This is a genomic window from Longimicrobium sp. (assembly GCA_036389135.1).
In the GTDB taxonomy this organism is placed as follows: Bacteria; Gemmatimonadota; Gemmatimonadetes; order Longimicrobiales; family Longimicrobiaceae; genus Longimicrobium.
This window is the reverse complement of record DASVQP010000048.1, coordinates 181,852-188,103: the sequence shown is the minus strand read 5'-3', so window position 1 is coordinate 188,103 and position 6,252 is coordinate 181,852. Positions and strand designations below refer to the sequence as shown.

The following is a 6,252-nucleotide window of genomic DNA, read 5'->3' as shown; positions in this document are numbered from 1 at the left end:
CAAGCGACAACAGGGTAACGGGTTAACCCACCTGAGGCCGCTCCAGGCGCGTTGTACATGCGCCCGGGGCGGCTTTGTTGCATCTCCATCTAACACAAGCAGTTACGCGCGCGTGTCAGCAGGCGCTGTCGAACCCCTACTGTGTGAGGCCGTTTTTTAGAAGTCCGCGCTGCCGGGCGTCCGCGGAAACGGGATGACGTCGCGGATGTTGCCCAGCCCGGTCGCGTACAGCACCAGCCGCTCGAACCCGAGCCCGAACCCCGCGTGCGGCACCGTGCCGTAGCGGCGCAGGTCGCGGTACCACCAGTACGACTCCTTGGGCAGCCCCAGCTCGTCCATGCGCCGGTCGAGCACGTCCAGCCGCTCCTCGCGCTGCGACCCGCCGATGATCTCGCCGATGCCGGGCGCCAGCACGTCCATGGCGGCCACGGTGCGGCCGTCGTCGTTCGCGCGCATGTAGAACGACTTGATCTCCTTCGGATAGTTCATCACCACCACCGGGCGCTTCACCAGCTCCTCGGTCAGGTAGCGCTCGTGCTCGCTCTGCAGGTCCACGCCCCACTTCACCGGGAACTCGAACTTCTTCTTCGACTGCTCCAGGCGGCGCACGGCCTCCGTGTAGTCCATCCGCTCGAACGAGCTGTCCACGAAGCGCTCCACCCGCCCGAGGGCGTCCTTGTCGATCCGGTCGACAAAGAACGCCATGTCGTCCTGCCGCTCGTTCAGCAGGTCGGTGAAGATCGACTTGAGGAGCGCCTCGGCCAGGTCCGCGTCGTCGCTCAGGTCCGCGAAGGCGATCTCCGGCTCGATCATCCAGAACTCGGCCAGGTGGCGGCTGGTGTTGGAGTTCTCCGCGCGGAACGTCGGACCAAAGGTGTACACCTTGGAGAGCGCCTCGCAGTACGCCTCCACGTTGAGCTGCCCGCTCACCGTGAGCGACGCCGAGCGGCCAAAGAAGTCGTGCGAGAAGTCCACCCCGCCGTCGGGCGTGCGCGGCGGGTTCGCCAGGTCCAGCGTGGAGACGCGGAACATCTCCCCCGCCCCCTCCGCGTCGCTGGTGGTGACGATGGGCGTGTGGACCCAGAAGAAGCCGTTCCGGTCGAAGAAGCGGTGCACGGCCATGGACAGCGTGTGCCGCACGCGCGCCACCGCGCCAAAGGTGTTGGTGCGCGGGCGGAGGTGCGCCACCGTGCGCAGGAACTCCATGGAGTGCGCCTTGGGCTGGATCGGGTACGTCTCCGGATCCTCCACCCACCCCAGCACTTCCACGCTTTCGGCGCGGACCTCCACGGGCTGCGGGCGTCCGGGCGTGGCCACCAGCTCGCCGCGCACGCTCACGGAGCACCCGGCGGTCAGCCGCGTCACCTCGCCGGCGTAGTTGGGCAGGTCGCCGCCCGCCACCACCTGGATGGGGGCGAAGCACGAGCCGTCGTGCACGTTGAGGAACGAGATCCCGGCCTTGGAGTCGCGCCGGGTGCGGATCCATCCCTGCACGAGTACGGCGGTGCCGGGCTCCACCTTGCCCGCGAGCAGATCGGCGATCGAGGTGCGTTGCATCGGTCTCAGGATGTAGTCGGGCGCTGGTTTGTCTGGACTGCGCGAAGCATCTCCGCCAACTTACTCATTCCGGCGCGATCCTGCACGGGATGATCCGTCCCTTCGGCCACCTGGATGACAGACACCGAGCTGGCCCAAGCGCTGCACGACGCCTGGCACTCCGATCGCGAGCACGTGGAGCGGATCGTGCTCGCTGCCGCGGTGATCGCGACGGCCCTGGAGCGCGCCGGGATGCAAGCCACGCTCGTCGGCGGCGCGGCGATCGAGTTCCACGCACCGAGTGCCTACGCCACGGCGGATCTCGACTTCGTGGTTGAAGGACGCAACCGCGCCGCCGTCAACGAGGTGCTCACGGCGCTCGGGATGCGGCAGCAGGGGCGACACTGGGTTCGCGGCGACCTGTTCGTGGAGGTTCCGAGCAGCTTACCTGAGCGAGCAGGCGGACACGTTCCAGATCGGTCCGTTCACCTTGCGCGTGATCCGCAAAGAATACGTACTCGAGGATCGCATATCGGGTATCGTTGGTGGCGGTACGCGGGATACGGCCTCCAGGCGCTCGACATGATCGACGCATTCAGCTCCGAGCTCGACGAGGCCGCGCTTCGTGCGCACCTGCGAAAGGAGGGAGCCGAAGACACGTACGATCTGCTGCGCCGCGTGTCGGCCTCCGGGATTCGCCCCACTCTGGAGGAACTCGACGCCCTTTGGCAGCGCGAATACCGTTGAGGTGAGGAGGACAAGCCCATGAACATCAACGACATAGACCTGTCCGAGTTCCGAGCGATCTGGGCGCGCCGCCGCGAGGCTGCCGCCGCCATCCGCGCGCGCTCTGACCCGACCGGCATGACCCGCCCGCCGCGCGATCCTGACGAGCGCGCATTTCTGGAGGAGCGCGGGCTGCTGGGGCCGTTCACTGAGGTGGAGCGGCCGGGGTGGCGCGAGTACATGGAGCGAAAGTACACGCGGCCCGCGGCGGAAGAGTCAACCGATCAGCAGGATTCGAACGGCGACGCGTCGCCTGCGTGACGAGTCCGCTAAGGCGACGCGAAGGCGGACTTCGCTTGGTTCCAGCGGCCTTCATTCGCTCCTGGAACGGGTCCGGTGCGAATGGCGGGTGTCGCCGAATGGCGGGCCACGGGCACCCACGCGGGGCGGCCCCTACGATGTTTTGGTGCGAATGGCGGGGGTCGAGGTGGGGGCCAGGGTGGGCAGACACGTGGGTCTGCCCTACGGAATATGGGTGTGGAAAGCGTTGGTCGATGCCGGGGAAAGGGTGGGCGCGATGAATCGCGCCCCTACAGGTGCGGGGCGGGGTCTGGGGGACGGGCGGATCTCGCCCCCGAGTCCGCGAAGGCGGACTTTGTGCTGTTGTTGCAGCGAGTTCACTCGCCCGCTTGCACCCGGTACACCGCCGGCGCCGTGGGGCACAGCTCCGCCAGGGCGCAGCGCTCGCAGTAGGGGCGGCGGGCGGTGCAGATGGCGCGGCCGTGGTCGATGGTCAGGTGCGTAAAGAGCACGCGCTCCTCCTTCGGGACGAGGGGCATCAGGTCCTGCTCGATCTTCTCCGGGTCCTCCTCGCGCGTCAGGCCCCAGCGGTAGGCGATGCGCTTGACGTGCGTGTCCACCACGACGCCCTCCGCGATCCCGAAGCCGACCCCCAGCAGCACGTTCGCCGTCTTGCGGCCCACGCCGGGGAGCTGCGTGAGTGCCTCCATGTCTACGGGCACCTCGCCGCCGTGCCGCTCCACCAGCGCGCGGCCGAGACCGATCAGCGAGCGCGACTTGCTGCGAAAGAAGCCGAGCGAGGCCACGTAGCGCTCCATCTCTTCGTGCTCCGCGGCGGCGTAGTCGGCGGCGGTGTGGAAGCGGGCAAAGAGGGCCGGCGTCGCCCGGTTCACCGCCGCGTCCGTCGTCTGCGCGGAGAGGACGGTGGCGACCAGGAGCTGGAGCGGATTCTCGTGGGTCAGCGAGCACTTGCTCTCGGGGTACATCCCCTTGAGCCGCTCGATGATGGCCAGGGTGCGCTCACGTTTTGCGCGCTTGCTTTCTCTGGGCAAAGTAGTCTTCCACCTCTTTAAGTTCCCACGTGTTCAGGACGCCGCGCGCGGGGAGCCACGCCTTGCGCGCGACGTTGATCCCCCACGCCACGTTGTCCAGCCCCGCCACCGAGTGCGCATCCGGGTTGATGGGCACCAGCACGCCGCGCTCGGCCGCATAGCGCGCGTGGCGCCAATCGATGTCCAATCGGCGCGGGTCGGCGTTGATCTCCACCGCCACGCCGTTCTCGGCCGCGGCGTCGATCACCGCGCGCACGTCCACCGGATACCCGCTCCGGCCCAGGAGGAGCCGCCCCGTGGCGTGCCCCAGAATGGTGAGGCGCGGGTTCTGGACGGCGCGGATCAGCCGGTCCGTCTGCGCGCGCTCGCTCTGCTGGAAGGCGCTGTGGATGGAGCCCACCACGTAGTCGAAGCTCGCCAGCGTCGCATCCGGGAAGTCGAGCGTCCCGTCGGCCAGGATGTCGGCCTCGGTGCCCTTGAAGAGGCGGAAGCTCCCCTTCCCCCCCTCGCGGTTCCAGGCGTCGATCTCACGGTTCTGCTTCTTCACGGCGGCCGGGGTGAGCCCGCCGGCGTACGATGCGACCTGGCTGTGGTCCGCGATCCCCAGGTAGTGCCAGCCGCGCGCGCGGGCCCCGTCCGCCATCTCCGCGAGCGTCGCCCTGCCGTCCGAGTAGGTGGTGTGGCAGTGGAAGGTGCCGCGCAGGTCGGCCAGCTCCACGAGCCGCGGAAGCGTCCCGGCCGCGGCGGCCTCCACCTCGCCCCACCCCTCGCGCAGCTCCGGCGGCACCCACGCGAGCCCCAGCGCCTCGTACAGCGCCTCCTCGGTGGGCGTCGCGACGCCACCGAGCCCGTCCGGTCCGAACGTCAGGCCCCGCTCGCGGGCGCGCTCCGCCAGCTCCGCCACGTGCGCCTCGCTCCCCGTCCACACCGCCAGCGCGGCGCCGAAGCGGTCGGCGGGGACGCAGGCGAGGCTCGCCGCGAATCCGTCGCTGAAGCGCACCTCGGCGCGCCCCTCTCGATCCGCCCCGCCCGCCGTGTGCTCGCCCAGCGTGCGGAAGGCGGCCAGGGTCTCCTCCGCGCGGTCGGTGGCGGCGACGAGGTCGATGGAGGAGACGACCTCCATGCGCCGCCGCAGCGGACCGGCGAGCTCGGCGGCGGAGACGCCGGGGAGGGTGCGGACGTGCTCCACCAGCCGCTCCGCCACGTCCAGCGCGTGCACGATGCGCCGCTTGCCGCGCATGTCGCGCACGGAGGCGACGCCCTCCAGGATCGACGTCACCGTCTTTGCGCCGAAGCCGGGGAGGGTGCCGATGCGGCCCGCGCGCGCGGCCTCTTCCAGCGAATCGAGCGAGTCGATCCCCAGCTCGGCGTACAGGGTGCGGATGCGCTTGGCGCCGAGCCCCTTGATCTTCATCAGGTCGTACAGCCCGACCGGCGTCTCCGCCACCAGCCGCTCGTGCATCCCCGAGCGCCCGGTGCGCACCAGCTCGTCCACGATCCCCGCGATCGCCTCGCCGATCCCTGGAAGCGAGGTCAGCGCTCCGGCCAGGGCGAGAGCCTCGAGGTCGGCGCCGGAACCCTCGAGTTGCCGGGCCGCGTTCTGGAAGGCGCGGGCGCGAAACGGATCGCCGCCCACCACCTCCAGGAGCATGGCGATCTCGGCGAGGACGGAGGCGGCGCCGGCGGCGTTCATCCCGCGTCCGCCAGACGCACGCGCTGAAAGGGGAGGCGTGACAGCGGGAGGCTCCCCTCGTGCTCCCCGGCGCGCCGCTCGGGCGCGGTCTCGGAGGGGATCTCGCCCGACTGCGTGTCGATGTACCAGAGGGCGCGGGCAAGCAGCTTGAGCGCCTCGGTGTTGGTCAGGATCGAGTAGAGCCCCGCGATCTCGCCCCCAGGCAGGATGTTGGCGAAGTCCGGCGCCCCCTCGCGCCCCGGCGCCTCCGCCCAGTCCGTGGGGATGCCGGGGCCGACCTCCGTGTCGAAGGGGATGACGCTGAAGCCCGCGCGCTCGCGCCGAACGCCGAGCACCATCAGCACCTGCAGGTCGCTGAACCCGGGGCCCAGCGGATCGATCCCCTGCGACTGGATGGCGAAGAAGCCGTCCACCGGCTCCGGCGGCGCGTCGATGGCGATGCTGGCCCAGAAGAGGCGCGGCGGAAGCTGTACGTACACCGAGGGATACGGCAGCTTCAGCTCCCATCCCGACATGCGCGGCGCGGCCTCCACCAGGTAGCGCGCCGTAGCGGGCTCCAGCACGTAGAGCCGCCTGCCGAAGCGCCAGAAGTTGAAGCCGTGGTAGAAGAGGAGGCGGTACTCCTCCAGCACCTCCGCCGTGGCCTCGTCCGGCACCATGGCCCGCAGCGCATCCGCGACAACGGAAAGGAAGCCGAAGCGCTCGCGGCGCGCGGGGTCTTCGGCCTGCGCCTCGGCCTCGGCCAGGATGTCGGGGAATACGCGCTCCTCCAGTCCCCCCTCGCCGAACACCAGCTCGTACGGCGTCACCAGCGGCCCGCGCGGGGCGGGCCCCTCCTCGATCTCGCTCAATCCACCCTCCATGGAACGGTCCACGCGCGCCGCCTGCAAACCGGGCGCCGCGAAGGTAGCCGTGGGGCGGCTCGCCGCGAAAGTGCGGGCGCGC

6 protein-coding genes are annotated in these 6,252 nt (G+C 70.1%); 2 read left to right on the top strand and 4 right to left on the bottom strand.

The window, feature by feature from the left end:
• Positions 1-156 precede the first annotated feature (156 nt).
• Entirely contained in the window at positions 157-1,557 is a 1,401-nt protein-coding gene (gene asnS, locus VF584_12260; protein HEX8210941.1) for an asparagine--tRNA ligase, read from the bottom strand.
• A 114-nt stretch (positions 1,558-1,671) separates the two neighbouring features.
• On the opposite strand from asnS, the gene VF584_12255 reads away from it, so the two are divergent.
• Positions 1,672-2,283, top strand: coding sequence for a hypothetical protein (locus VF584_12255; GenBank protein ID HEX8210940.1), 612 nt, complete (start codon positions 1,672-1,674; stop codon positions 2,281-2,283).
• 18 nt (positions 2,284-2,301) lie between these two features.
• The gene (locus VF584_12250; GenBank protein ID HEX8210939.1) at positions 2,302-2,583 is read left to right on the top strand and encodes a hypothetical protein; all 282 of its coding nucleotides are present in this window, start codon (positions 2,302-2,304) and stop codon (positions 2,581-2,583) included.
• Positions 2,584-2,939: 356 nt separating this feature from the next.
• On the opposite strand, the gene nth is transcribed toward VF584_12250, so the two are convergent.
• Genes nth through VF584_12235 form a run of 3 tightly spaced genes read right to left on the bottom strand, consistent with a single transcriptional unit; the run spans position 2,940 to position 6,158 of the window.
• A complete protein-coding gene (nth, locus tag VF584_12245) occupies positions 2,940-3,614 on the bottom strand; it encodes an endonuclease III (protein ID HEX8210938.1) in 675 nt (224 codons plus the stop codon).
• Positions 3,583-5,307 carry a DNA polymerase/3'-5' exonuclease PolX gene (polX, locus tag VF584_12240; protein HEX8210937.1) on the bottom strand — a complete coding sequence of 575 codons (1,725 nt, stop codon included), beginning with the start codon at positions 5,305-5,307 and terminating at the stop codon, positions 3,583-3,585. The genes nth and polX overlap by 32 nt, the downstream gene beginning before the upstream one ends.
• A complete protein-coding gene (locus VF584_12235; protein HEX8210936.1) occupies positions 5,304-6,158 on the bottom strand; it encodes a hypothetical protein in 855 nt (284 codons plus the stop codon). The genes polX and VF584_12235 overlap by 4 nt, the downstream gene beginning before the upstream one ends.
• Between the last annotated feature and the right edge of the window lie 94 nt (positions 6,159-6,252).

Bases quoted from the DNA above. Each gene is read 5' to 3' on its own strand.
- asnS (HEX8210941.1), bottom strand. From the start codon at position 1,557: ATGCAACGCACCTCGATCGCCGATCTGCTCGCGGGCAAGGTGGAGCCC.
- VF584_12255 (HEX8210940.1), top strand. From the start codon at position 1,672: ATGACAGACACCGAGCTGGCCCAAGCGCTGCACGACGCCTGGCACTCC.
- VF584_12250 (HEX8210939.1), top strand. From the start codon at position 2,302: ATGAACATCAACGACATAGACCTGTCCGAGTTCCGAGCGATCTGGGCG.
- polX (HEX8210937.1), bottom strand. From the start codon at position 5,307: ATGAACGCCGCCGGCGCCGCCTCCGTCCTCGCCGAGATCGCCATGCTC.